This is a genomic window from Kitasatospora misakiensis (genome assembly GCF_042656005.1).
GTDB classification, from domain to species: Bacteria; Actinomycetota; Actinomycetes; order Streptomycetales; family Streptomycetaceae; genus Kitasatospora; species Kitasatospora misakiensis.
Window position 1 is genome coordinate 39370 of the sequence record NZ_JBHSOF010000004.1, and the last position, 21588, is coordinate 60957.

The window sequence follows — 21588 nt, forward strand, 5'->3', positions numbered from 1 at the left end:
GCACCCCAAGCCGGGCGTGGACCACCTGGACTACGCCGGCGAGCAGGGCATGGCGGTCGAGCAGGAGACCCTGATCGAGCCGGACCCGGTCAAACGGGAGCAGGCCCGCAGCCTCTGGGGCGACGCCTGGCGGGACCTGCGGCGGCGCCCGATCTTCCTGATCTCGGCGGTGCTGATCGTGCTGCTGGTCGTGATGGCGATCTTCCCCGGGGCGTTCACCGACGCCGACCCGCGCAAGGCCGACCTGGTCAACAACTACCTCAAGCGGCCGGACTGGACGGACTTCTTCGGCGCGGGCTGGTTCGGCTACGACGGCCAGGGCCGGTCCATCTACGCCCGGGTGGTCTACGGCGCCCGGGCCTCGATCACCGTCGGCATCTTCGTGACCGCCACGGTCACCCTGCTCGGCGGGCTGACCGGTATGGTGGCCGGCTACTTCGGCGGCGCCGTGGACGCGGTGCTCTCCCGGATCATCGACATCTTCTTCGGCATCCCGCTGCTGCTCGGCGCGCTGGTGCTGCTGAACGCCTTCGCCACCCGCACGGTGTGGACCGTGGTCGTCGCGCTGGGCGTGCTGGGCTGGACCCAGATCGCCCGCGTCATGCGCGGCGCCGTCCTGACGGTCAAGCAGGCCGACTACGTGATGGCCGGGAAGGCGCTCGGCGCCGGCACCGGTCGGCTGATGTTCCGGCACATCCTGCCGAACGCGGTGGCCCCGGTGATCGTGGTGGCGACCATCGCCCTGGGCGGCTACATCGCCACCGAGGCGACGCTGAGCTTCCTCGGCATCGGCCTGCAGGACCCGACCATCTCCTGGGGCATCGACATCTCCTCCGCCCAGAAGGTGATCCGGACGGCGCCGTTCGTGCTCTTCTTCCCGGCCGCGGCGCTCTCCATCACCGTCCTGGCCTTCATCATGCTGGGCGACGCGGTGCGCGACGCCCTCGACCCGAAGCTTCGCTGAGCGAGGGGACGCATCGTGACCACAGCAGTCGACCCCGGCACGTCCCGCCGGGAGGCCCCGTACGAGGGCCCGTTGCTCGACGTCCGTGACCTGCACGTCGAGTTCGTCACCCGGGACGGGGTGGCGCGGGCGGTCAACGGGGTCAGCTACAGCGTCCGGGCGGGCGAGACGCTGGCGGTGCTCGGCGAGTCCGGCTCGGGCAAGTCGGTCACCGCGCAGGCGATCATGGGCATCCTGGACATGCCGCCGGCCCGCATCCCCCGGGGCGAGATCCGCTTCCGCGGCCAGGACATGCTCAGGATGGACAAGGAGCAGCGGCGGCGGATCCGCGGCCAGAAGATCGCGATGATCTTCCAGGACGCGCTCTCCTCGCTCAACCCGGTGCTGACCGTGGGCTTCCAGCTCGGCGAGATGTTCCGCGCCCACCACAAGAGCTCGCGCAAGGAGGCCAAGGAGAAGGCCGTCGAGCTGATGGACCGGGTGCGCATCCCGGCCGCCAAGGACCGGGTCAACGACTACCCGCACCAGTTCTCCGGCGGTATGCGCCAGCGCATCATGATCGCCATGGCGCTGGCGCTGGAGCCGGACCTGATCATCGCGGACGAGCCCACCACCGCGCTGGACGTCACCGTCCAGGCCCAGGTGATGGACCTGCTCGCGGAGCTCCAGGCCGAGTACCACATGGGGCTGATCCTGATCACCCACGACCTGGGCGTGGTCGCCGACGTCGCCGACAAGATCGCGGTGATGTACGCGGGCCGGATCGTGGAGACGGCCCCCGTCCACGAGCTGTACGCGCGCCCGGCGCACCCGTACACCCGCGGGCTGCTGGACTCGATCCCGCGCCTGGACCAGAAGGGCCAGGAGCTGTACGCGATCAAGGGCCTGCCGCCCAACCTGCTGCGGATCCCGCCGGGCTGCGCGTTCAACCCGCGCTGCCCGCGGGCCCAGGACATCTGTCGGCAGCAGGTGCCGGAGCTGTTCCCGGTGGTGGAGGACGACGGCATCGAGCTGGCGGGGCGGGGCAGCGCCTGCTTCTTCTGGAAGGAGACCCTCCATGACCGTTGACGGGCCCGACTCGGTCGACTCGCCGGTGGAGGCCGCCTTCGCCCAGGAGGTCGCGCGCGGTGAGCCGATCCTCGAAGTGCGCGACCTGGTCAAGCACTTCCCGCTCACCAGGGGCGTGCTGTTCAAGAAGCAGGTCGGCGCGGTGAAGGCGGTCGACGGCGTCTCCTTCGAACTCAGGCAGGGCGAGACGCTGGGCATCGTCGGCGAGTCCGGCTGCGGCAAGTCCACGCTGGCCAAGGTGCTGATGAACCTGGAGCCGGCCACCGGCGGCTCGGTGAGGTTCAAGGGCGAGGAGATCTCCCGGCTCTCCGGGGCCGGGCTGAAGGCGGTGCGCCGGAACATCCAGATGGTGTTCCAGGACCCGTACACCTCGCTGAACCCGCGGATGACGGTCGGTGACATCATCGGCGAGCCCTTCGAGATCCACACCGAGGTGGCGCCCAGGGGCGACCGCCGCAAGGCGGTGCAGGACCTGCTGGACGTGGTCGGGCTCAACCCGGAGTACATCAACCGGTACCCGCACCAGTTCTCCGGCGGCCAGCGCCAGCGCATCGGCATCGCCCGGGGGCTGGCGCTCAAGCCGGAGGTGATCATCTGCGACGAGCCGGTCTCGGCGCTGGACGTCTCGGTGCAGGCGCAGGTGATCAACCTGCTGGAGCAGCTCCAGGGGGAGTTCAACCTCTCGTACATGTTCATCGCGCACGACCTCTCGATCGTCCGGCACATCTCCGACCGGGTCGGCGTGATGTACCTGGGCAAGATGGTCGAGATCGGCAGCGACCTGGAGATCTACGAGCACGCCACGCACCCGTACACCCAGGCGCTGCTCTCCGCGGTGCCGGTGCCGGACCCGAGCGCGCGGGAGGTCCGGGACCGGATCGTGCTGACCGGTGACGTGCCCTCGCCGGCCAACCCGCCGTCCGGCTGCCGCTTCCGCACCCGCTGCTGGAAGGCGCAGGAGCGGTGCGTGGTGGAGGTGCCGCTGCTGGCGGCGCCGGGCTGGCTGTCCGGGCTCGCCGCCCACGAGTCGGCCTGCCACTTCGCGGCCGAGCGCGGGGCGGAGGGGTCGGGGGAGCCGGGCGGGCAGGGCGAGCCGAAAGCGCCGGGTGAGCCGGGGGCGGCGGGGGAGCAGCCGGAAAGCGGTTGACAGCGGGGCCAGGCCCCGTCGGCGGAGCGCGTCCTCCTCAGGGAGGGCGCGCTCCCGTTTTGTCCGGCCACCGACCTGCGCGAATTCCGCCGGGCGCCACTGCCGGATCTTCGAAATAGATCATTACGCTTCGTAAATCATCGAATACCGGTGTTATCGGTTCGCTATTCGGAAAGCGGAACCGATAATTCCGCGCGCGATATGGCGGAATTTGCCGAGCAATGTCACGGGTTGGTCCCGGCATGTAATTGAAACGAGACGTGGTGGCGATTCCGCCGAAGGGGTCGGGTGATCGATAGTTGCTCTGCGCGTATCAGTGGTCACCTCGCCGGCTGTGCGGATCGCCCCTGAGATGTCGACCCCCGCCGTGCCCGGCACACCGGTGGCGGGGCGCCGTTCGTTCCCAAGCCCCTAAATCGAGGAGCAGTTGAATGAGGCTCACCAAGACGATGCGCTGGACCGCACTGGCGGCCTGCACCGCGCTCGCGATCTCCGCGTGCAGCACCAGCAGCGACAAGAAGTCCTCGGACGGGGCCAACGGGTCGGGCAAGAAGGGCGGCTCGATCAGCATCGAGTCGGGTGAGCCGCAGCACGGGCTGATCCCGCAGAACACCGCGGAGTCCGAGGGCGCCCAGGTCCTGGCGCAGGTCTTCGCCGGCCTGGTGGAGTACAACCGCAAGACCAACGAGCCGGAGCTGCGCGTCGCCGAGTCGATCGAGACCGCCGACAGCAAGGTCTGGACGATCAAGCTGAAGGACGGCTACACCTTCCACAACGGCGAGAAGGTCACCGCCCAGTCCTTCGTGGACGCCTGGAACTGGGGCGCCAACCAGGACAACGCGGCCGAGGGCCTGCCCTTCTTCTCGAAGATCGACGGCGCCGAGGAACTGGCCCCGGGCAAGGACAAGAAGCCGGCCACCGACAAGCTCAAGGGCCTGAAGGTGGTCGACGACAAGACCTTCACCGTGACCCTCACCGATCCGTTCTCGCAGTTCAAGGTCATGCTGGGCTACACCGCGTTCTACCCGGTGCCGAAGGCCTTCTTCCAGGACAAGAAGGCGTTCGAGGAGTCCCCGATCGGCAACGGCCCGTTCCAGATGGACGGGAAGTGGGAGCACAACACGCAGATCAAGGTCAAGCGCTACGAGAACTTCCCGGAGTCGGACGGAAAGGCCAAGCTGGATTCCGTCACGTTCAAGATTTACGACAAGCTGGAAACGGCCTACAACGACCTCCGGGCCAACAACATCCAGATCACCAACAAGCTCCCGATCTCGGCGATGTCGACGGTCGCCCAGGAATTCGGCGACCGCTACATCTACAAGCCGGAGTCCGGTGTCGGCTTCATCGGATTCCCGCTCGCGACCAATCCGGCCTCCTACGGCAAGCCGGAGATCCGCAAGGCGATCTCGATGGCGATCGACCGCGAGGCGATCACCAAGACCATCTTCTCCGGCACCCGTGTCCCGGCCGACGACTTCATCAGCCCGATCATCCCGGGCTACCGCAAGGGCGCCATGGGCGACGCGGCGAAGTACGACCCGGCCAAGGCCAAGGAGCTCTTCACCACGGCCGGCGGCGTCCCGAACAACGCGATCGAGCTGGGCTACAACGCCGACGGCGGCCACAAGGAGTGGATCGAGGCGGTCGGCAACCAGCTGAAGAAGAACCTGGGCGTCGAGGTCACCTTCAAGCCGTTCGAGAAGTTCGGCAAGATCCTGGACGCGCTGGGCGACAAGCAGTACTCCGGCGCCTTCCGGATGGCCTGGCAGATGGACTACCCGTCCATGGAGAACTACCTGCGGCCGATCTTCTCCAAGGTCGCGATCGAGAACGGCTCGAACTACGGCGGCTACGTCAACGAGCAGTTCGAGTCGCTGCTCTCGCAGGCCGACCAGGCGAAGAGCCTGGAGGACGGCCTGAAGCTGTACCAGCAGGCCGACGACATCCTCATCAAGGACCTGCCGTACATCCCGGTCTACACCTACATGACCTCGGCCGCCTACGCCAAGACCGTCAAGAACGTGGTCGTGGACGCCCAGAACCGCATCGACCTGGCCAACGTCGAGCTGGCCTGACGTCCTTCCAGTCCGAACGGCACGCCGAGGCGGGCGGTGCGGGCGACCCCCGCGCCGCCCGGCTCCGGCGTCCCCGATCATGAGGAGACCGCATGGGCCGCTATGTGGTCCGCCGGATCATCCAGGCCATACCTGTGATCCTCGGCGCGACGTTCCTGATCTACGCACTGGTTTTCCTCCTGCCCGGTGACCCGGTCCAGGCCCTGGCCGGCGAGAAGCGGCAGGACCCCGCCGTGGTGGCCGTCCTGCGGGACCGGTACCACCTCGACGACCCGTTCTTCGTCCAGTACTGGGACTACCTGACCGGCCTGTTCAAGGGCGACTTCGGTGAGGACTACCGGGGCAACGAGGTCGTCGACGTGATGCGGCGGGCCTTCCCGTACACCATCAACCTGGCGTTCGTCGCCCTGGCCATCGAGATGGTGGTGGGCGTCACCGCCGGTGTGGTCGCCGCCCTGCGACGCGGCAAGTTCATCGACAACGTGGTGCTGATCTCGACCCTCATGGTCATCTCGATCCCGGTCTTCGTGATCGGCTTCGTGCTCCAACTGCTCATCGGGGTGAAGCTCAACACCGACTACGGCATCGACTTCTTCCCGGTCTCCTTCAACGAGGAGGCCGGTTTCCGTTCCTACCTGCTGCCCGGCTACGTGCTCGCCTCGACCTCACTGGCGTACGTCGCCCGGCTCACCCGGACCAGCCTGATCGAGGTCATGCGGGCCGACTACGTCCGGACGGCGGTGGCCAAGGGGCTCAGCCCGCTGCGGGTGGTGGTCCGGCACGGTCTGCGCAACGCGCTGATCCCGATCGTCACCTTCCTGGGCATGGACCTCGGCGGCCTGATGGGCGGCGCGGTCATCACCGAGGGCATCTTCAACATCCCCGGCGTCGGACACCAGCTCTTCCAGTCCGTCTACCTGCGGGAACGCACCATCGTCGTGGGCATCGTGAGCGCCCTGGTGATGGTCTACCTGTTCGCCAACCTGGTGGTCGACCTGCTGTACGCCGTCCTGGACCCGAGGATCCGCTATGAGTGAGCCGACGAAGAGCGAGAACACGGGGGCGTCGATCCCCGCCCAGGCCGGCCCCGCCCAGGCCGGCCCCGGGAAGGGCGGCGCAGCGGGCGGCAAGGGCGGCGAACGGGTCGCCAGCCTCTGGAGCGACGCCTGGACGGACCTGCGCCGCAGCCCGCTGTTCCTGATCGGCGGGTTCCTGGTGCTGTTCATGGTGCTGCTCGCGGTCGTCCCGCAGCTGTTCACCGACGCGAACCCGCGCGCCGGCGGCTTCTGCAACCTGGCGGACTCGCTGAAGCGGCCCAGCGGTTCGCACTGGTTCGGCTTCGACGTCCAGGGCTGCGACATCTACACCCGCACCATCTGGGGCGCCCGCAACTCGATCATCGTCGGCCTGGTGACCACCACGCTGGTGGTCCTGGTCGGCGGCGCCCTGGGCCTGTGGGCCGGCTGGATCGGCGGCGTGGGGGACAGCGTGCTCTCCCGGGTCACCGAGATCTTCTTCGCCATCCCGCTGCTGCTCGGCGGCATGCTGATCATGTCGACCTGGGGCGAGGGCAACGCCTGGACGGTCTCCGCGGTGATGGCCGTGCTCGGCTGGCCGCAGATCTACCGGCTGATGCGCTCGGCGGTGCTGGCCAACAAGCACAACGACTACGTGGTGGCCGCCCGGGCGCTCGGCGCGGGCACCGGGCGGATCGTCGGCCGGCACATCCTGCCGAACGCGGTCGCCCCGGTGATCGTGGTCTCGACGATCAACCTGGGCGTCTACATCGGCGCCGAGGCGGCGCTGTCCTACCTGGGCATCGGCATCCAGTCCCCGGCGATCTCCTGGGGTCTGATGATCAGTGACGCCCAGGCCCGCTTCCTGAACGCCCCGCACGTGCTGCTGTTCCCGGCCGCCGTGCTGAGCATCACCGTGCTCGCGTTCATCATGCTCGGCGACGCGGTGCGCGACGCCCTCGACCCGAAGCTGCGCTGAGGAGGGCCGCGGACCATGACTGACACGACGAAACCGGCGAGGGACGGCGCGGGGCCGGACCCGGACGCGGTGGAGGTGCTCGGAGCGCGCCGGGAGAACCTGGTGCCCGGCACGCCGCTGCTGGAGGTCGACGACCTGCACATCGAGTTCCACACCCGGGACGGCGTCGCCAAGGCCGTCAACGGGGTGAGCTACTCGGTCGCGGCGGGCGAGACGCTGGCGGTGCTCGGCGAGTCCGGCTCGGGCAAGTCGGTGACCGCGCAGGCGATCATGGGCATCCTGGACATGCCGCCGGGGCGGATCACGGCCGGCTCGATCCGGTTCCGGGGCGAGGACCTGCTCACGATGACCCCCAGGGCCCGGCGGGCGGTGCGCGGCCGGAAGATCGCGATGATCTTCCAGGACGCGCTCTCCTCGCTCAACCCGGTGCTCAGCGTCGGCTACCAGCTCGGCGAGATGTTCCGGGTGCACCAGGGGGCGAGCCGCAAGGAGGCCAAGGAGAAGGCCGTCGAGCTGATGGAGCGGGTGCGCATCCCCGCCGCCCGCCAGCGCGTCGGCGACTTTCCGCACCAGTTCTCCGGCGGTATGCGCCAGCGCATCATGATCGCCATGGCGCTGGCGCTGGAGCCGGACCTGATCATCGCCGACGAGCCGACCACCGCGCTGGACGTCACCGTCCAGGCCCAGGTGATGGACCTGCTGGCCGAGCTCCAGGCCGAGTTCAACATGGGCCTGATCCTGATCACCCACGACCTCGGCGTGGTCGCGGACGTCGCCGACAAGATCGCGGTGATGTACGCGGGCCGGATCGTGGAGACGGCCCCCGTCCACGACTTGTACGCGCGCCCGGCGCACCCGTACACCAAGGGCCTGCTCAACTCGATCCCCCGGCTGGACCAGAAGGGCCAGAACCTCTACGCCATCCAGGGCCTGCCGCCGAGCCTGCTGCGGATCCCGGACGGCTGCGCGTTCAACCCGCGCTGCGACCGGGCCCGGGACGTCTGCCACACCGAACTCCCGCGCCTGGTCCCGGTGCTGGACGCCGAGGGGGCCGACCTGCCGGGCCGCCGCAGCGCCTGCCACTTCTGGAAGGAGACCCTCCATGGCTGAGCCCATCCTGGAGGTCAAGGACCTGGTCAAGCACTACCCGCTGACCCAGGGCATCGTCCTCAAGAAGCAGGTCGGCGCCGTCCGGGCGGTGGACGGCATCTCCTTCGAGCTGGTCAAGGGGGAGACGCTGGGCATCGTCGGCGAGTCCGGCTGTGGCAAGTCCACGCTGGCCAAGGTGCTGATGAACCTGGAGAAGGCGACCTCCGGGCAGGTGCTGTTCAAGGGCGAGGACATCACCCGGCTCTCCGGGGCCGGGCTGAAGGCCGTCCGCCGGAACATCCAGATGGTGTTCCAGGACCCGTACACCTCGCTGAACCCGCGGATGACGGTCGGCGACATCATCGGCGAGCCCTTCGAGATCCACCCCGAGGTGGCGCCCAAGGGCGACCGGCGGCGGGCCGTCCAGGACCTGCTGGACGTCGTCGGCCTCAACCCGGAGTACATCAACCGCTATCCGCACCAGTTCTCCGGCGGTCAGCGCCAGCGCATCGGCATCGCCCGCGGGCTGGCGCTCAAGCCGGAGGTGATCATCTGCGACGAGCCGGTCTCGGCGCTCGACGTCTCGGTGCAGGCGCAGGTGATCAACCTGCTGGAGCAGCTCCAGAACGAGTTCCGGCTGTCGTACATGTTCATCGCGCACGACCTCTCGATCGTCCGGCACATCTCCGACCGGGTCGGCGTGATGTACCTCGGCAAGATGGTCGAGATCGGGACGGAGGAGGAGATCTACTCCCACCCGACCCACCCGTACACCCAGGCGCTGCTCTCCGCGGTGCCGGTGCCCGACCCGAGCGGGCGCGAGCACCGCGAGCGGATCCTGCTCAGCGGTGACATCCCCTCGCCGGCCAACCCGCCGTCCGGCTGCCGCTTCCGCACCCGCTGCTGGAAGGCGCAGGAGCGGTGCACCGAGGAACTCCCGCTGCTGGCCGTGCCGTCGACGCTGCGCGGGCCGGCCGCGCACGAGTCGGCCTGCCACTTCGCGGAGGTGCGGGACGTGATCGGCTCGGGCTGACCGCGCCCGGCTGCGCAGCCGAGGTGCCCCGGAGTCCGCGCGACTCCGGGGCACCTCCGCCGTCGTGGCGGGGTGTCACTTCTGGAAGCCGACGTTCTCCCAGACGATGTCGGTCAGGCCCTGGGCGCCGATGTTGGCGAGGTCGGCGCGGGCGCCGTACAGCTGCGGGCGCTGGTAGATCGGCAGCACCCCGGCCACCTTCCACAGCTCGGCGTCGGCCTGGTTGATGGCCTCGAAGGCGGTGGCCGCGTCGTTCGCGCCGGCGGCCCGGTCGAGCGCGGCGTCGACGGTCGGGTTGCCGACCTGGGCGTGGTTGGCGCCGCCGTTCTGGACGAAGTTGGCCCGGTTGCCGCTGGCCGGGAACGGCGTGCCGATCAGCGAGTAGGCGGCGATGTCGAAGTCCCGCCGGTTGACGTACTTGTCGAAGAAGTCGTTGGGGTTGGCGGTGAACGAGGTGACCTTGATCCCGACCTCCTTGAGCATGCCGGTGGCGACGGCGGCCTCGTTCTGGGCCTGGGTGACGCCGGCCGGGATGACCATCCAGAGGTTGAGCTCCTTGCCGTCCTTGCGGCGGACGTCGCCGTCGAGCTTCCAGCCGGCCGCGTCGAGCTTGCGGACGGCCTCGGCCGGGTCGTAGCGGCTGAGGCCGAGGGAGTTGTCCCGGTAGGCGTTCTGGTTGGCCACCAGCAGGTGGTTGTTGAGGGTGACGGTCGGCCAGTCGAGCCCGGCGAGGTCGGAGCGGGCGATGACGTCCCGGTTGATCGCCTGGAAGACGGCCTGGCGGACGGCCGGGTCGCTGAGCGCCGGGCTGCGGCCGTTCAGCGTGAACTGGCGGAAGTCGGGCCCGCCGGCCCGGCGGACGGCGGCGCCGGGGGTGCTGCGGATCAGCTGGTAGCCGGCCACGTCCGGGCCGTTGTTGAACAGGTCGATCTCGCCCCTGGAGAAGGCGGGGGCCATCGCGTTGGGCAGGATCGCCTGGAAGACGATCCGGTCCAGCAGCGGCTTCTCGCCCCACCAGGCCGGGTCGGCGACCAGGGTGACGGTCTGCGCCGCCCGGTCCAGCCGCTCCACCTTGAACGGGCCCGCGGTGACCGGGATCGCGTCCAGGTAGGCGGTGTTGAACAGCTCGGGGGTGGCGACCTTGGCGGCCGGCAGCAGCGGGGCGTTGGCGGCGCCGTTGAACATGCTCTGCCACTCGGAGAACGGCCGCTCGAAGGTCATCACGGCCTGGTAGTCGTCCTTGCCGCGCTCGACCGCCGAGACCAGCTCGAAGCCGGTGTTGCTGGCCACCCGGTAGGCCGGGTCCTTGCCGTTCAGCGCCCGCCAGTTGGCCTCGATGTCGCGCCAGGTGATCGGGGTGCCGTCGGACCAGCGGGCCTTGGGGTTGAGCGTCCAGACCACGACCTGCCGGCCGTTCCGCTGCTCGGTGTGCGCGTCCTGCAGATAGGCCGGGTTGGGTGTCTGGGTGCCGGCCGCGTCGGAGCGGAAGAAGGTCGGCAGCAGCGGCTTGGTGACGGTGATGGTGGAGGACTCGCCGCCGTCCGCCTGGATCGGCGACCACTGGGTGGAGTACTGGGAGACCGCGACCCGCAGGGTGCCGCCCTGGCGCAGCTCGGCGCGGTCGTGCGGGTTGATGTCGACGGCGGTGAGCTTGGGCGTCTCGACCGAACTCGGCAGGGCGCGGGCGCTCCCGCCGGAGCCGTCGCCGGGGGCGCAGGAGCACAGCGTCAGCGAGAGCGAGACGGCGGTGAGACCGGCGAGCAGGGCCGTGCGGTGGTGCGGGGGGCGGCCCATGGCGGATCTCCCGGGGCGGATGCGGCGGACGGTAGGCGTCACATCTTGCTGACCGGTGGGCGGCGTTGTCGAGGGGCGGATCCGGATCCGGACCCGCCCCTCGGTAACGGTTCGATCAGGCCGGGAACTTGAAGGTGCGGTCCTTGTCACCCGTCTTGTCGAACAGCGCGGTGATCTGGTCCGCGACGTCCTGCGGGGTGATCGGGACGAGCTGGCCGTTCTTCTTCGTCTTCAGCTTGTCGAAGGCGCCGGCGAGCTGGCGGTTGAGCGCGTCGAGATCCCACTTGGGCACGAACTTGCCGTTGGCGTCCGGCACGAGGGTGAGCGCCGCGGCGGCGGTCCTCGGCCCGAAGTCGAACTTCTTGGTCCCGGCCAGGATGTGGATCTGGCCGTTGGTCACGGACTTGCCGAGGGTGTCCGCCGCGCCCTGGAGGGCCTGCGGCGAGGTCTTCGGCTGGGCGGCCGTGACGGCCAGCGCGACGGGCTGCTCGGGCTTGCCGGCGGCGCGGTCGCGGTAGGCCGCGTCCACCAGGTCGACGGCGGCGGCGGAGTCCACGGCCTGGCCGGCCTTGCCGGGGACGACGACCGGCTCGCCGGTCTCGGCGAACTTGACGTACCCCTCCTGGAGCCCCTGGCCGGAGCCGCCGGCCAGCGCCTCCAGCGCGGACTTGAGCTTGGCCCGGTCGACCTTGACCTCCGGCGGGACGGCCTTCTCGTCGCCCTTGAGCGACTTGAGGACGTCCACCGGGTTGTAGGAGTGCTGGGTGAGCTTGTCCACGGTGGCCGTGGTGTCGAAGGCCAGCCCGGCGGCGGTCGGGTCGAGGTCCAGGGTCTGGTCGCCGACCTTCAGCTTGACCGGCTGCTGGCCGGCCTTGCCGACGCTCTCGTCGAGCTGGTGGATGGCCTGGTCGCGGTTGCTGCCGCCGATGTCCGTGCCGAGCACCACGATGCCCTTGGGGATGTCGGACTGGTTCAGCATCAGGCCGGTGCCGTAGGCGGCGGCGCCGAGGAAGAGCACCCCGGCGACGGCGTAGGTGGCGAGCTTGACCAGCTTCTTGGCGGCGCTCGGCCGGGGCTTGGCGGCCGCGGCGGGCTTGGCGGCCGGCGCGGGCTTCGGGCCGGACGGGCCGTCCGCCGCGGGGGCGGCGTCGGGCGACGGGCCGGCGGGCGGCTCGGTGTGCGCGCCCGCGGGGCGCGGGTGGGCGGGAGCGGCGCCGGGCCCCTCCTGCCAGCCGGCGGGGCCGGGCCCGCCGGGGCGGCCGGGGGCACCGGGGAAGAGGCCGGCGGGTGCCGGGGCGCTGTTCGGGCCGGCGACCGGCGGGCGCTGGGTGGCGAACGGGTCGGCGGTGGGCGGGGCGGAGGCGAACAGGCCGGGCTGCGGGTGGCCGCCGGCGTTCGGGCCGCCGGCGTTCGGGCCGGCGGGGGAGCCGGGTATGGGGGCGGCCGGGGCGTTGTCGCGGATCGGCGCGAAGCCGTCCACCGAGGTGTCCTCGGGGTTCGCGGTGCCGGGCCCGCCGGGGGCCGGGCGGTGGCCCGGGCCCTGCGGGGCGCCGCCGGGCCGGCCGGCGCCCGGGCCGAACGGGTCGGCCGGTCCGGTGGTCCCGAAGGGGTCGGTCGGGCCGGTGGGTGCGAACGGGTCGGCGCCGGGGGCGAAGGCGTCGGCCGGGGTGTCGGCGTAGACGCCGGCCTCGTCGGCGGGCAGCTCGGGGCCGCCGTACGGGGAGGCGGGCGCGCCGGTCGGACGCGGTCCGGGGGCCTGGGCCTGGGCGGGCACCGGGCGGCCGTTGGCACGGGCCGCGGCGGGACGCTCGGTCTGCGGGCGGTCGTTCTGCGGCCGGTCGTTCTGGGGCCGGTCGTTCTGCGGGCGGTTGCCGTTGGGGTGGGCGCCGTTCGGCCGGGTGGCGCCGCGCTGCGCCGCGGCGGGGGCGGCGGGGGCAGCGGGCGCGGCGGTGGCGGCGGCGGTGGCGCCGGCCGGCACCGGGGCGGCGCCGTCGGCCGCGGCCTTCTTCTGCCGGGGGCGGAACCAGGCGCCGGTCGACTCGGCCTCGGAGGGGGCCGGCGGGATCTCCCACTCCGGCGGCAGGTCCGGCGGGGTGGAGCGGTTGCCGCCGTCCATCACCCCGAGCACCGGGGAGGCGGGCGCGGCGGAGCGGTGCCGGGGGCCGGCCGGCTCGGGGGCGGGCGCCGGGGCGTCCTCGCCGGGGCCGTCCTCGTTCTTGACCGTGCTGCGGACCACCACCGGCGGGATCGGGCGCGAGCCGGGGATGTTGATCCGCACGCGGGTGGTGAGGGTGGTCTCGGTCTTGGGGGTCTCGTCCTCGCCCTCCGGAGCCGAGCCGTTGGCGGCGCCGGTACCCGTGCGGTCGCCGCCGGGGAACCCCGGTGTGCCGTAGGGCGGGGTGCCCGACGGGTAGGCGTCCGGGCCCGTGCGCCGAGGCGTCGGGTGGGCGTTGTCAGATTCGCGGCTGCTCAATGCTGCTCTGCTCCGGGTTCGCGGGCCGGGCCGTGCGGCGCGACCGCGGTTCGTCGGCGCCGGACCAGGCGGGCGGCGTCGGGTACGGCGTTCTGCGGCACCACCATACTGGGAAGAACCGACCGGTGAACGGGTTCGGACAGATCCCGATACGTCCGGTTCCTCCGGTATGAGAGTACGACCGGGCGGTGCTGACTGCCCGTCGTACCGGCCACCGTACGCGGGTGCCCGCCCGGGTCAGCGCGGCGGCCCCGGTACTCCGGGGAACCAGCCGGCGCGGGTGGGCAGGGTGGCGCAGATCACGCCCAGGATCGATCCGACGAACAGCCAGCAGAGCGACGTGGCATTGGTCCAGAGCACGTTGTCCCCCTCCGGGCGGGGGACCATCACCAGCAGCAGGGCCAGGAACCAGCCGGCCGCCGGGACGCCCGCGCCGAGCCGGGTGCCGGTCACCCGCAGCCCGCCGTAGAAGGTCGCGGCGGTGGCGGCGAGGGCCAGCAGGACTCCCACCGGCGGCCACAAGGCCTGCACAAAGGCTCCGCAGATCGACACCGCGATGCCCAGCAGGAAGAACAGGACATAAGCCGCGATCCGTGCGGCGCGCGGGGGCTGGGGCTCCTTCAGCCGCTCCGCACGGGTGCCGAGCAGCCTCGCCGGGATCGAACGGCGCGCGGGCCGGGCGTCGGTCGCGGTCATCGGGCACCCTCCTCGGGGGCGGAGGCCGCGGCCGTGGCCGGGGCGTCGAGGTCCAGGCCGGCGAAGAGGTCCTGCTCCGGCAGCCGCGGCCCGGCCTGGCCGCGCACCAGCTGGTAGTACTCGGTGGTGAGCAGCGGCTGGCCGAGGTGGTTGGAGAGCGCGAAGTACGCGCCGTCCACGGTGATCTGGGTGGCGTGCGCGGTCAGCGCGGCGGCCTTGCGGTCGGTGTACGCCGCGCCGTCCAGCACGGTGGTGACCAACTCGTCGTCGACCACCCCGGGGATGTCCGAGGGCTCCGCCACGCCCGGGAACGGCGCCTTCTCGGCGGTCTCGGCGAGGGCCCGCAGGACCACCGACCGGGGCACCCGGTTCCAGTACACCTTGGCGATCCGCCAGGCCGCGCCCAGTTCGGGCCGGTGGGCCGGGTCGGCCGCCAGCTCGTACGCGCGCATCGCGACCCGGTGCGCCTGGATGTGGTCGGGGTGGCCGTAGCCGCCGTCCTCGTCGTAGGTGACCAGCACCTGCGGGCGCACCTCGCGGACCACCGCGACCAGCCGGTCGGCGGCCTCGTCCAGGTCGGCCCGCCAGAAGCAGCCGGGCGCGTCGTTGTCGGGCACCCCCATCATCCCGGAGTCGCGGTAGCGCCCCGGGCCGCCGAGGAAGCGGTGGTCGGTGACCCCGAGTTCGGCCATCGCCTTCGTCAGCTCGCCGATCCGGTACGCGCCGAGGGTGCCCTCCCGGTCGGCCGTCAGGTGGGCCAGCTCGGGCGGGATCACCTCGCCGCCCTCGCCGAGGGTGCAGGTCACCAGGGTGACGTGGGCGCCCTCGGCGGCGTACCGGGCCATGGTGGCGCCGTTGTTGATCGACTCGTCGTCGGGGTGGGCGTGCACCAGGAGCAGGCGGCGGCCGGTAGTCGCGGTCATGGGAGGAAGCCTAACGACCGGGCGGGGCCCGGCGGCCGCATGCGGCGGGTCAGAGCTTCAGACCGTTGATCATCCCGGCGAGGTTGCTGGTGACCTGGCTGATCGAGGGGGCGATGGAGCTGGACGCCAGGTAGAAGCCGAGCAGCGCGCAGACGATCGCGTGCGCGAGCTTCAGACCGGAGCGGCGGATCAGCACCACCACGATGACCAGCATCAGCATGGCTGCGGAGATGGACAGGGCCATGGCGGCTCACACCCCTTCCGGGTGCGCCACCCCCTTGGGGGAGGGGCGGCGGTCGTACCGTGCGGGACTTGCGGTCGGGCGACTGCGGGACTTGCGGGACCTGCGGTCGGGCGACCGGGGTCCGGGACGGGGCCCGACGATCACTCGTGCACCAGTCATACCCGATGAGTGAGTCGGCCATTACGAGGAGTGAGTCCGCACACCCCGGGGCACAGGGGCACTCGTGGGGCGCATGGGCCGGTCGGAGGGGGTGCGGCCCCCTTCCGGGCGTACTTGCGCACGATGCTCCGAACGAGTGATCACCGCCGGGGGGACCGCGTCATAGGGTCTGGTGCCATGACCACCCATACCTCAGCGGACACCTTCCCGAGGCAGTACGCGCGCACCCTGCGCTACACCGTCGGCGCCCCCCGGTCGTTCTCCGTCGCACCCGACGGCTCCCGGGTCGTCTTCCTGCGCTCGCCCTCCGGCGGCGACCGCGCCAACCTGCTCTGGACCCTCGACACCGCCACCGGCGAGGAGCGGATCGCCGCCGACCCGGCCGTCCTGCTGGGCGGCGGGGAGGAGGACCTCTCCCCGGCCGAGAAGGCCCGCCGCGAGCGCAGCCGCGAGGGCTCGGCCGGCATCGTCGGCTACACCCTGGACGGCGCCGGCCGGCTCGCCGCCTTCGCGCTCTCCGGCCGCCTGTTCGTCGCCGACCTGGTCGCCGGCACCACCGCCGAGCTGCCCGCCGAGGGCCCGCTGGTCGACCCGCGCCTCTCCCCGGACGGCACCCACGTCGCCTACGCCACCACCGCCGGCGAGCTGCGGCTCACCCGCACCGACGGCACCGGCGACCGCGCCCTCGCCGAGCCCGACGGCCCGAACGTGACCTGGGGCCAGGCCGAGTTCATCGCCCAGGAGGAGATGGACCGCGACCGGGGCCACTGGTGGTCGCCGGACAGCGACCGGCTGCTCGTCGAGCGGGCCGACGACACCCCCGTCAACCGCTGGTGGATCGCCGACCCGGCCAACCCGGACCGCGAGCCCGCCGAGGTCGCCTACCCGGCGGCCGGCACCGCCGACGCCGAGGTCGGCCTCTGGCTGTTCGACCTGGACGGCGGCCGCACCGAGGTGCTCTGGGACCGCGCGGCGTTCCCGTACCTGGCCCGGGTGCACTGGTCGCAGGGCGGCGTGCCGCTGCTGCTCGTGCAGTCCCGCGACCAGCGGGTCCAGCGGATCCTCGGCCTGGACACCGCCACCGGCGCCACCGAGCCGCTGCACGAGGAGCGCGACGAGGCCTGGCTGGAGCTGTTCCGGGGCGTCCCGGCCTGGACCCCGGACGGCAAGCTGGTGCGGATCTCCGACGAGTCCGGCGCCCGGGCGCTGGTCGTCGGGGAGCACACCGTCACCGGCCCCGACCTGCACCTGCGCTCGGTGCTCGCGGTCACCGCCGAGGAGGTCCTCTTCACCGCCTCCGGCGGCGCCGCCGAGACCGACCCCGAGCCCGGCTGGATCGCCGTCGGCCGGATCGGCCACGACGGCAAGCGGCTCTCCTGGGAGGCCGCCAACGGCCGCCCGTTCACCTCCGTCAGCACCGCCGTGCACGCGGCCGGCATCACCGTGCGGGCCACCGCCGAGCCCGACCTGCCCGGCACCCTGGTGCAGGTCGCCCGGGACCTGCCGGAGGGCGTCGTGGTGGACGACATCGCCACCATCGCCTCCTTCGCCGAGGCCCCGGTGATCACCGCCCGCCCGGTGTTCCGCTTCGCCGGCGAGCGCCGGATCCCCGCCGCGGTCTTCCTGCCCACCGGCTACGACCGCGAGCGGGACGGCCTGCTGCCCGTCCTGATGGACCCGTACGGCGGCCCGCACGGCCAGCGCGTCGTCCAGGCGCACAACCCGCACCTCAACTCGCAGTGGTTCGCCGACCAGGGCTTCGCGGTGGTCGTCGCCGACGGCCGGGGCACCCCCGGGCGCGGGCCGGCCTGGGAGAAGTCGATCGCCTTCGACTTCGCCGGGGCCACCCTGGACGACCAGGTCGACGCGCTGCGGGCGCTCTCCGAGGAGTTCCCGCTCGACCTCGACCGGGTCGCGATCCGCGGCTGGTCGTACGGCGGCTACCTCGCCGCGCTCGCCGTGCTGCGCCGTCCGGACGTCTTCCACGCGGCGGTCGCGGGCGCGCCGGTCACCGACTGGCGGCTCTACGACACCCACTACACCGAGCGCTACCTGGGCCACCCGGCCGAGCGGCCCGAGGTGTACGACGGCAACTCGCTGACCGCCTACGCGCCCGGCCTGGAGCGGCCGCTGATGATCATCCACGGGCTCGCCGACGACAACGTGGTGGCCGCGCACACCCTGCGGCTCTCCTCGGCGCTGCTCGCCGCCGGGCGCCCGCACACCGTGCTGCCGCTCTCCGGCGTCACCCACATGACGCCGCAGGAGGAGGTCGCCGAGAACCTGCTGCTGCTCCAGGTCGACTTCGTGAAGAAGTCGCTCGGCGGCTGAGGCGGGAGGAGCGGGAGGAGGGGGAGCGGGGCCGGAGCAGGGAGCCCGGGCCCGCGGACGAGCGGTGCCGGGGCGTGCCCACCCCGCTCCCCCAAGGGCCTGTCCGGCCTCGATGTGGGCGACACGCTGGCGGCCGCCACCGACAAGCGCTGTGGTGCGCCCCGTGACGCGCGGCGTGCGTTCGGCATGACATCTGTCATGCCGAACGCACGACGGCGGTGACTGCCGCCCGACCCCGGCCGCGCGGGACTCTGAGGTGGTGCGAAGGACACCACCAGCAGGGGAGAGGACCGGGACGATGAGCACGGGCGAAGTCGCCGCCTTCCGGGGCGTCAGCAAGAGTTACGGACGGGTGCGGGCCGTGGACGGCCTCGACCTCGTCCTGCGGCCGGGCGAGACCGTCGCCCTGCTCGGCCCGAACGGGGCCGGCAAGTCCAGCAGCCTCGACCTGCTGCTCGGCCTGCGCGAGCCCGACCACGGCAGCGTCACGCTGTTCGGCGGCGCCCCGCGGGCCGCGATCGCCGCCGGCCGGGTCGGCGCGATGCTGCAGAGCGGCGGTCTGATGGCCGACGTCAAGGTCCGCGAACTGGTGGGGCTCGCCTGCGACGTGCACCCGCGCGGCCGGACCGTCGCCGAGGTGCTGGCGGACGCGGGCGTCACCGAACTCGCCGAGCGCCGCGTCGACAAGCTCTCCGGCGGCCAGGAGCAGCGGGTCCGCTTCGCCCTCGCGATCGCGGGCGCCAACGACCTCATCGTCCTGGACGAGCCCACCACCGGCATGGACGTCTCGGTGCGGCAGTCCTTCTGGGCGAGCATGCGGGCCCAGGCCGACGCCGGCCGCACCGTGCTGTTCGCCACCCACTACCTGGAGGAGGCCGACTCGATCGCCGACCGCGTCCTCGTCCTGCACCGCGGCCGGCTGATCGCGGACGGCAGCTCGGCCGAGATCAAGGCCCGGGCCGGCGTCCGCCGGATCACCTTCGAGCTGCACGAGGCGGACGGCCCGTTCGACGAGGCGGCGCTGCGCCGGCTGCCCGGGGTGCGGGGCCTGGAGGTCACGGCCCGCGTCCCCGGTGTGCGGACGGTGCGGATCCGCACCGCCGACGCGGACGCCGCCGTCGCCGCCGTCTACCGGGCGGGGCTGTACCCGCGCGGCCTTGAGGTCACCGGCCTGGGTCTGGAACAGGCCTTCCTGACCATCACCGGCGAGCAGGACGCCGCCGAGTCCGCGGACGCCGCAGCAGCCGCCGACGCCGCCGAGACCGCTCTGGAGAGTGCGCGATGACCACCCTGATCCGGCTGGAGATCCTGCGGAGCCTCCGCAACCGGCGCTACCTGCTCTTCACGATCGCCTACCCGGCGCTGATGTACTTCTTCTTCATCCACGCCTACAGCTCGGACAAGCTGGCCGGCGGACTCCCGGTGAAGACCTACTTCATGGTCTCGATGGCCACCTTCGGCGCGGTCGGCGCGGTGCTGACCGGCAGCGCGCAGCGGATCTCGCTGGAGCGCAAGAGCGGCTGGGTGCGCCAGCTGCGGCTGACCGCGCTGCCCGGCCGGGCGTACACCCTCGGGAAGATCGCCGCGAGCGCCGTCACCACGCTGCCCGCGATCCTGGTGGTCTTCGCGGTCGGCGCGAGCCAGGGCGTCTCGCTGGGCGCCGGGCAGTGGATCGGCCTGCTGGCCGCGCTCTGGCTGGGCAGCTTCGTCTTCGCGGCGCTCGGCGTGGCGCTCGGCTACGCGGCGGCGCCGGACTCGGTGCAGACCATCGTGATGATCGCCTACATGGCGATGGCGCTGTTCGGCGGGACGTGGTTCCCGGTGAGCGGCTCGCTGGAGACCTTCGCCCGGTTCAACCCGGTGTACCTGTACAACCGGCTGGCCACCTTCACCCAGCCCGGGCACTCCCTGGACACCGTCGCCGTCGCCGGGCTGGCGGCCTTCCTCGCGGTGTTCGTCGCCGCCGCGGCGGCGCTGTACCGCCGCGACACCCGACAGGCATGATGATCGACATGAGCGACGCGCGCCCGATCCACCGCACCGACGAGCATCCGGAGGCGGGTGTGGCGCGGGCGTCGTTCATGAACATCCCGGGCGGCCCGGTGGAGACCCGGCGGCAGCTGATGGTCAAGATCAGCTGGATGCTGCTCTGGATGTTCTACCTGATCTACCCGGTGCAGGACCTGCTGCACGGCGGCCACTCGGCGGCCGGCCGGGTGGCCGGCTGGCTGGCGCTGGCGGCGTTCGTGGCCGGGTACGTCGCGCTGATCGTCTTCCGCTCGCTGGCGGGGATGCGGCTCCGGCTCTGCCGGGCGATCGTCGCGACGATGGTGGCGGTCGCGATCGTCACCACCTTCGGCCTCGGCACCGCCTTCCTGACCCTGTTCACCTACGCCTCGGTGGCGGTCGCGATCATCGCCCCGGCCCGGTTCGCGCTCGCCGCGGTGGCCGGTATGGCCGGGCTCGCCGTCCTGGTCGGGCTGGCCGCGGACGCCGACCGCGGCGACATCCCGACCATCGCGCTGACCGCCTTCCTCTCCGGCGTCGCGATGACCGGCCTGCAGCGCCTGGTCGCCACCATGAAGGAGCTGCGCGAGGCCCGGGCCGCCGTCGCGCACCTGGCCGCCTCCGAGGAGCGGCTGCGGCTCGCCCGCGACCTGCACGACCTGCTCGGGCACTCGCTGTCGCTGATCACGCTGAAGAGCGAGCTGGCCGGGCGCCTCATGGATCAGCACAGCATGGACGCGGGCAAGGACGAGGCGGCGCGGGCGCAGGTCGCCGACATCGAGAACGTCGCCCGGCAGTCGCTGATCGACGTCCGGGAGGCGGTCACCGGCTTCCGCCGGCCCACCCTGCCGGTCGAGCTGGCCGCCGCCCGCACCGCGCTGGCCGCCGCCCAGGTCACCCTGGAGGCGGCGCCGGAGCTGGTCGACGCCTGGCCGGGGCTGGCCGCCGAGGAGGCGGGCGCGCTCGCCTGGGCACTGCGCGAGGCGGTCACCAACATCGTCCGGCACGGCGAGGGCGCCACCGTCTGCACCGTGCGGGCCGACGAGAGCTGGGAGGGGGACGGCGAGCGCTACGCCGTCCTGGAGGTCGGCGACAACGGGCGCGGGCCGGGCAAGTCCCAGCCGGGCAACGGGCTCTCCGGCCTGGAGGAGCGGCTCGCCCTGGTCGGCGGCCGGCTGGAGACCGGGCCGGGCGAGCGGGGCCGGGGCTTCCGGCTGCGGGCCCTGGTACCGCTGCGGACGGTCACCGTCACCCCCGAGTCCGCCGAGGCGCGGTAGGGGCCTGTCCGGCGGATCCTGCCGCCCCACGGCCCGTCGCACCGCCGGTGGGAGTGGAGGGCGGGCAGCATGACGGGCATGTCGAAGCCTGCCGTACTGGTGCTCGTCGTCCTGCTCCTGTCGCTGATCCCGTGCGCCGCCCTCACCGAGGCGGGCGGCCCGGCCTCGGGGGCACCGTGCGTGGCCGGCTACTTCGCGTACGCGCCGCTCGACGGCCCCGGTCCCGCCGTCCCGGGCTGCCCGCCGGCCGCTACCGGCGCTCGAACCGCGCCCGCCGACCGGCCCCGCTGAACCCCAGCCCCCGAAACAG

18 protein-coding genes are annotated in these 21588 nt (G+C 72.2%); 13 read left to right on the forward strand and 5 right to left on the reverse strand.

Annotation, left to right across the window (positions count from 1 at the left end):
* Positions 1-49 precede the first annotated feature (49 nt).
* From ACFP3U_RS05250 to ACFP3U_RS05285, 8 genes are all read left to right on the forward strand, one after another.
* A complete protein-coding gene (locus ACFP3U_RS05250) occupies positions 50-964 on the forward strand; it encodes an ABC transporter permease (protein WP_380224153.1) in 915 nt (304 codons plus the stop codon).
* 15 nt (positions 965-979) lie between these two features.
* On the forward strand, positions 980-2032 hold the full coding sequence (locus ACFP3U_RS05255; RefSeq protein WP_380223999.1) for an ABC transporter ATP-binding protein: 1053 nt from the start codon (positions 980-982) through the stop codon (positions 2030-2032).
* Positions 2022-3179, forward strand: coding sequence for an ABC transporter ATP-binding protein (locus ACFP3U_RS05260; RefSeq protein ID WP_380224000.1), 1158 nt, complete (start codon positions 2022-2024; stop codon positions 3177-3179). Before ACFP3U_RS05255 ends, ACFP3U_RS05260 begins: the two co-directional genes overlap by 11 nt.
* Positions 3180-3610: 431 nt before the next feature.
* A complete protein-coding gene (locus ACFP3U_RS05265; RefSeq protein WP_380224001.1) occupies positions 3611-5257 on the forward strand; it encodes a peptide ABC transporter substrate-binding protein in 1647 nt (548 codons plus the stop codon).
* A gap of 92 nt (positions 5258-5349) precedes the next feature.
* Positions 5350-6294: an ABC transporter permease gene (locus tag ACFP3U_RS05270; protein WP_380224002.1), complete on the forward strand. Its 945-nt coding sequence runs from the start codon at positions 5350-5352 to the stop codon at positions 6292-6294.
* On the forward strand, positions 6287-7252 hold the full coding sequence (locus ACFP3U_RS05275; RefSeq protein WP_380224003.1) for an ABC transporter permease: 966 nt from the start codon (positions 6287-6289) through the stop codon (positions 7250-7252). The genes ACFP3U_RS05270 and ACFP3U_RS05275 overlap by 8 nt, the downstream gene beginning before the upstream one ends.
* Before the next feature lie 15 nt (positions 7253-7267).
* A complete protein-coding gene (locus ACFP3U_RS05280; RefSeq protein ID WP_380224004.1) occupies positions 7268-8362 on the forward strand; it encodes an ABC transporter ATP-binding protein in 1095 nt (364 codons plus the stop codon).
* Positions 8355-9374, forward strand: coding sequence for an ABC transporter ATP-binding protein (locus ACFP3U_RS05285; RefSeq protein ID WP_380224005.1), 1020 nt, complete (start codon positions 8355-8357; stop codon positions 9372-9374). The genes ACFP3U_RS05280 and ACFP3U_RS05285 overlap by 8 nt, the downstream gene beginning before the upstream one ends.
* A gap of 75 nt (positions 9375-9449) precedes the next feature.
* Here ACFP3U_RS05285 and ACFP3U_RS05290 read toward each other — a convergent pair whose 3' ends face one another.
* The 5 genes from ACFP3U_RS05290 to ACFP3U_RS05310 form a co-directional block, all read right to left on the reverse strand.
* Positions 9450-11168 (reverse strand): ABC transporter family substrate-binding protein, encoded by a 1719-nt coding sequence (locus ACFP3U_RS05290; RefSeq protein WP_380224006.1) that lies wholly within the window; start codon positions 11166-11168, stop codon positions 9450-9452.
* Between the two features lie 115 nt (positions 11169-11283).
* Complete coding sequence (locus tag ACFP3U_RS05295) at positions 11284-13641, reverse strand: hypothetical protein (RefSeq protein WP_380224007.1); 2358 nt, start codon at positions 13639-13641, stop codon at positions 11284-11286.
* A gap of 237 nt (positions 13642-13878) precedes the next feature.
* Complete coding sequence (locus ACFP3U_RS05300) at positions 13879-14337, reverse strand: DUF6113 family protein (protein WP_380224008.1); 459 nt, start codon at positions 14335-14337, stop codon at positions 13879-13881.
* A complete protein-coding gene (mshB, locus tag ACFP3U_RS05305) occupies positions 14334-15260 on the reverse strand; it encodes an N-acetyl-1-D-myo-inositol-2-amino-2-deoxy-alpha-D-glucopyranoside deacetylase (protein WP_380224009.1) in 927 nt (308 codons plus the stop codon). The genes ACFP3U_RS05300 and mshB overlap by 4 nt, the downstream gene beginning before the upstream one ends.
* A 49-nt stretch (positions 15261-15309) precedes the next feature.
* A complete protein-coding gene (locus tag ACFP3U_RS05310; RefSeq protein ID WP_030307746.1) occupies positions 15310-15504 on the reverse strand; it encodes a DUF2304 family protein in 195 nt (64 codons plus the stop codon).
* A gap of 336 nt (positions 15505-15840) precedes the next feature.
* Between ACFP3U_RS05310 and ACFP3U_RS05315 the strand changes: the two genes are divergently transcribed.
* The 5 genes from ACFP3U_RS05315 (at position 15841) to ACFP3U_RS05335 (ending at position 21569) form a co-directional block, all read left to right on the forward strand.
* The gene (locus tag ACFP3U_RS05315) at positions 15841-17994 is read left to right on the forward strand and encodes a S9 family peptidase (protein ID WP_380224010.1); all 2154 of its coding nucleotides are present in this window, start codon (positions 15841-15843) and stop codon (positions 17992-17994) included.
* Between the two features lie 298 nt (positions 17995-18292).
* On the forward strand, positions 18293-19279 hold the full coding sequence (locus ACFP3U_RS05320; protein WP_380224011.1) for an ABC transporter ATP-binding protein: 987 nt from the start codon (positions 18293-18295) through the stop codon (positions 19277-19279).
* Positions 19276-19998, forward strand: a complete 723-nt coding sequence (locus ACFP3U_RS05325; RefSeq protein ID WP_380224012.1) for an ABC transporter permease — start codon at positions 19276-19278, stop codon at positions 19996-19998. The genes ACFP3U_RS05320 and ACFP3U_RS05325 overlap by 4 nt, the downstream gene beginning before the upstream one ends.
* A gap of 8 nt (positions 19999-20006) precedes the next feature.
* A complete protein-coding gene (locus ACFP3U_RS05330; RefSeq protein ID WP_380224013.1) occupies positions 20007-21278 on the forward strand; it encodes a sensor histidine kinase in 1272 nt (423 codons plus the stop codon).
* 78 nt (positions 21279-21356) lie between these two features.
* Entirely contained in the window at positions 21357-21569 is a 213-nt protein-coding gene (locus tag ACFP3U_RS05335) for a hypothetical protein (protein ID WP_380224014.1), read from the forward strand.
* The last annotated feature ends 19 nt before the right edge of the window (positions 21570-21588 follow it).

What these genes read in the sequence shown, in the direction of transcription:
- ACFP3U_RS05250 (WP_380224153.1), top strand. Translation starts at nt 50, where the DNA reads ATGGCGGTCGAGCAGGAGACCCTGATCGAGCCGGACCCGGTCAAACGG.
- ACFP3U_RS05260 (WP_380224000.1), top strand. Translation starts at nt 2,022, where the DNA reads ATGACCGTTGACGGGCCCGACTCGGTCGACTCGCCGGTGGAGGCCGCC.
- ACFP3U_RS05265 (WP_380224001.1), top strand. Translation starts at nt 3,611, where the DNA reads ATGAGGCTCACCAAGACGATGCGCTGGACCGCACTGGCGGCCTGCACC.
- ACFP3U_RS05270 (WP_380224002.1), top strand. Translation starts at nt 5,350, where the DNA reads ATGGGCCGCTATGTGGTCCGCCGGATCATCCAGGCCATACCTGTGATC.
- ACFP3U_RS05275 (WP_380224003.1), top strand. Translation starts at nt 6,287, where the DNA reads ATGAGTGAGCCGACGAAGAGCGAGAACACGGGGGCGTCGATCCCCGCC.
- ACFP3U_RS05280 (WP_380224004.1), top strand. Translation starts at nt 7,268, where the DNA reads ATGACTGACACGACGAAACCGGCGAGGGACGGCGCGGGGCCGGACCCG.
- ACFP3U_RS05285 (WP_380224005.1), top strand. Translation starts at nt 8,355, where the DNA reads ATGGCTGAGCCCATCCTGGAGGTCAAGGACCTGGTCAAGCACTACCCG.
- ACFP3U_RS05290 (WP_380224006.1), bottom strand. Translation starts at nt 11,168, where the DNA reads ATGGGCCGCCCCCCGCACCACCGCACGGCCCTGCTCGCCGGTCTCACC.
- ACFP3U_RS05300 (WP_380224008.1), bottom strand. Translation starts at nt 14,337, where the DNA reads ATGACCGCGACCGACGCCCGGCCCGCGCGCCGTTCGATCCCGGCGAGG.
- mshB (WP_380224009.1), bottom strand. Translation starts at nt 15,260, where the DNA reads ATGACCGCGACTACCGGCCGCCGCCTGCTCCTGGTGCACGCCCACCCC.
- ACFP3U_RS05310 (WP_030307746.1), bottom strand. Translation starts at nt 15,504, where the DNA reads ATGGCCCTGTCCATCTCCGCAGCCATGCTGATGCTGGTCATCGTGGTG.
- ACFP3U_RS05315 (WP_380224010.1), top strand. Translation starts at nt 15,841, where the DNA reads ATGACCACCCATACCTCAGCGGACACCTTCCCGAGGCAGTACGCGCGC.
- ACFP3U_RS05320 (WP_380224011.1), top strand. Translation starts at nt 18,293, where the DNA reads ATGAGCACGGGCGAAGTCGCCGCCTTCCGGGGCGTCAGCAAGAGTTAC.
- ACFP3U_RS05325 (WP_380224012.1), top strand. Translation starts at nt 19,276, where the DNA reads ATGACCACCCTGATCCGGCTGGAGATCCTGCGGAGCCTCCGCAACCGG.
- ACFP3U_RS05330 (WP_380224013.1), top strand. Translation starts at nt 20,007, where the DNA reads ATGAGCGACGCGCGCCCGATCCACCGCACCGACGAGCATCCGGAGGCG.
- ACFP3U_RS05335 (WP_380224014.1), top strand. Translation starts at nt 21,357, where the DNA reads ATGTCGAAGCCTGCCGTACTGGTGCTCGTCGTCCTGCTCCTGTCGCTG.